Annotated in this window: 2 protein-coding genes; both read right to left on the reverse strand. The window is 68.5% G+C overall.

Annotated features, from left to right (window positions below):
• Positions 1-119 precede the first annotated feature (119 nt).
• Entirely contained in the window at positions 120-1,418 is a 1,299-nt protein-coding gene (locus Q0066_RS11430; protein ID WP_298132997.1) for an extracellular solute-binding protein, read from the reverse strand.
• A 150-nt stretch (positions 1,419-1,568) separates the two neighbouring features.
• The coding region (locus Q0066_RS11435) for an MFS transporter (RefSeq protein ID WP_298132999.1) at positions 1,569-2,737 on the reverse strand (1,169 nt) is incomplete at its 5' end.

The following is a 2,737-nucleotide window of genomic DNA, read 5'->3' on the forward strand; positions in this document are numbered from 1 at the left end:
AGGGGTGTGATACCCAGCCGTTGCCGGGTCCGCTGTGAGGGCGTCGGCCCGCTCTACGACTTCTTCTTTTTGGGGGGGGTGGTGGCGCTTCCCGGACGCACCCCGTGGTCACATCGGGATCAGACCGCGTTCTTCTTGGCGGCCGCCACCAGGTCGGTGACCAGCGTCGCCTGATCCTTCGAACGGTAGAACTTCGAGATCGCCGTGCTCATGTCGGAGTTCCAGGCCTGGCTGACCGCCGCGCCGTGCGCGATCGAGGGTGCGATCTTGTCCGACTTGAAGGACGCCATCGCCGTCTTCTGGTAGGCCGGGAAGTCGTCGGACGGCACATCGGTCCGCGCCGGGATCGAGCCCTTGGCCAGGTTGAACGCCTTCTGGCCCTCAGGAGACCCGATCAGCGACAGCCAATCCTTCGCGCCGCCGGGGTTCTTGGCGCCCTTGGGCAGGGTGAACGAGTCGGCCAGGAAGTCGAAGACACCCTTGGTGCCGGGCACCGGGAAGTAGGTGTAGTCGACGCCGTCCTTCTTGTTCTTGAGCGTGAACTGGGCCACCGCCCAGTCGCCCATCACGTTGTAGGCGGCCTTGCCGTTGATCACCGCGTCGGTGGCTCCCGGCCAGTCGTCGCCGTCGGAGGCGGTGTTCGCGTAGCTCAGCAGCTTGGCGTAGTGCGCCACCGCCTTCTTCACGCCGCCGGAGCCCCAGTCGCCCTGTGCGGTGAACAGCTGGGTGTAGCCGTCGACGCCCAGATCGGCGATCAACACCGTCTCGAACAACTGCAGCTGGGTCCAGGTGCCGCCCACGCTCAGCGGGGTGGCGACGCCGGCGTCCTTGAGCTTCTGCATGTCGGCCAGCCAGGCGTCGATGTCCGCCGGCTCAGCGGAAGCCCCGGCCTTCTTCAGCACGTCGGGGTTCGCCCAGACCACGTTCGCGCGGTGGATGTTGGACGGCACCGAATAGATGTTGCCCTGCACGGTCAGCAGGTCGAGCAGGTTCTTCGGGAAGACGCTGGCGCCGCCCAGGGCGTCGATGACGTCGTTGACGGGCTCGATCTGGTCGGCCCGGATGTAGTCCTGCAACTCGGCGCCGGCATGGCCCTGGAAGGAATCGGGCGGGTTGCCGTTCTGCAGGTCGGCGGCCAGCTTCGCCTTCGCGTTGCTGCCTGCGCCGCCGGCCACGGCGAGGTTGACGAAGGTGTCGTTGGGGTACTTCTCCTTGAACAGTTTCTCCAGGGCCTCGAGGCCCACCTTCTCGGAGCCGTCCGCCCACCAGGTGAAGACGCCGACGTCACCGCCCGCACCACCGGCTGGCGCCGATGTGGCAGCGCTTGGGGATTGACTTGCTGTCGGCGCGCCTGAACTGCAGCCGACCAACGTGAGTGCGGCCGCAAATGCCACGGCCACGAGTGGTTGAGCACGCATGGAGATCCTCCGTTGGATCGCTCGTGGGAGCCCAGCTTCTCGGGCCCCGTTGCTTGCCAAGCTAGGTGCGAGCACAATCCAGCGTCAAGGAGAACCCCCTTGTCGTTGCCGGGTTGTTATCGAAGTCGCGCGTGCGACACAAGGGCCGGTTCAATGACCCGGAATCGCCGGTTCGGACACCCAACGCCACAGCCAGCCGGCACCGACCAGACCGACCGCGCCGATGGTCACCGCGGCCGCTCCGAGCGGCGCGACGGCCGCGATCGCGGTGATCAACAACGGTCCGGCGGCTTGTCCCAGGCCGGTGGTCAGCCGCCAGCCGGCCAGGAACTGCGGACGGCCGACCGCGGGCGAGGCGTCCGAGCCGATGGTCATCACCACGCCGGCGGAGATCCCGTTGCCCAGGCCGAGGACGGCGGCGAACAGGGCGACCGCTGCAACCGAATGCGCGAACGGCAGCAGGGCGAAGCAGAGCCCCATGATCACCATGGACGGCACCGAGACCCAGCGCCGTCCGAACCGGTCCATCACCGAGCCGCCCACATAGAACAACGTCATGTCGATCGCTGACGAGAGTGCGAACACCAGGCTGGTGGCGGCGGCGTCCAGGCCGATCTGCTCACACCACAGTGGCAACAGGGCGTCGCGCGCCGTCCGGACCAGCATCAGGGCGGCGGCGCCCGTCCCGGCGGTGGCGAAGGTGTGGGCGTGCTGACGCAGCACCCGCAGCATCTGCACCGGCTCGTCTGGCTGGTGCTCGGGCATCGGCAGGTCGGGCAGGGCGAGCGTCACGGTGGCGGCCAGCAGGCTGGTGCCGGCCGCCACCAGGTAGGCCGCCTGCAGCCCCCAGACGCTGACCACGGCCGCGCCCATCAACGGACCGAGCAGCGACCCGATCCGGAACACCCCGCCCAAGGTGGACAGAGCGCGAGCCCGGTACTCCAACCCGACGGCGACGGTGAGGTACGACTGTCGGGCGAGGCTCAGCATCGCCCCGGTCAGCCCGGTGACGAACACCGCACCGGCCAGCACCCAGGTGTTCGGGGCGAAAGCGCAGGTCAGCAGGCAGAGGATGTCGAGACAGAGTGCGCCGACCAGGGACTTCTTTTCACCGAAGCGGTCGGCGATCACCCCGGCGGGCAGCGCGCCGACCAGGTTGCCGATGCCCATCAGGGCCACCACCAGCGCCGCCTCCGGCACCGAGGCGCCCAGTGCGCGAGCGGTCAGCGGCACCAGCGGAATGATCGCGCCGAAGCCGATGAACGACACCGCGGTCGGCAGGTAGATGACGACGGCGAGGCGCCGCCAGGGCGCACCGT

Source organism: Micropruina sp. (assembly GCF_027492755.1).
Lineage (GTDB): Bacteria > Actinomycetota > Actinomycetes > Propionibacteriales > Propionibacteriaceae > Micropruina.

Excerpts from the sequence above, each read along its gene's own strand:
- Q0066_RS11430 (WP_298132997.1), bottom strand. The coding sequence starts at position 1,418 with ATGCGTGCTCAACCACTCGTGGCCGTGGCATTTGCGGCCGCACTCACG.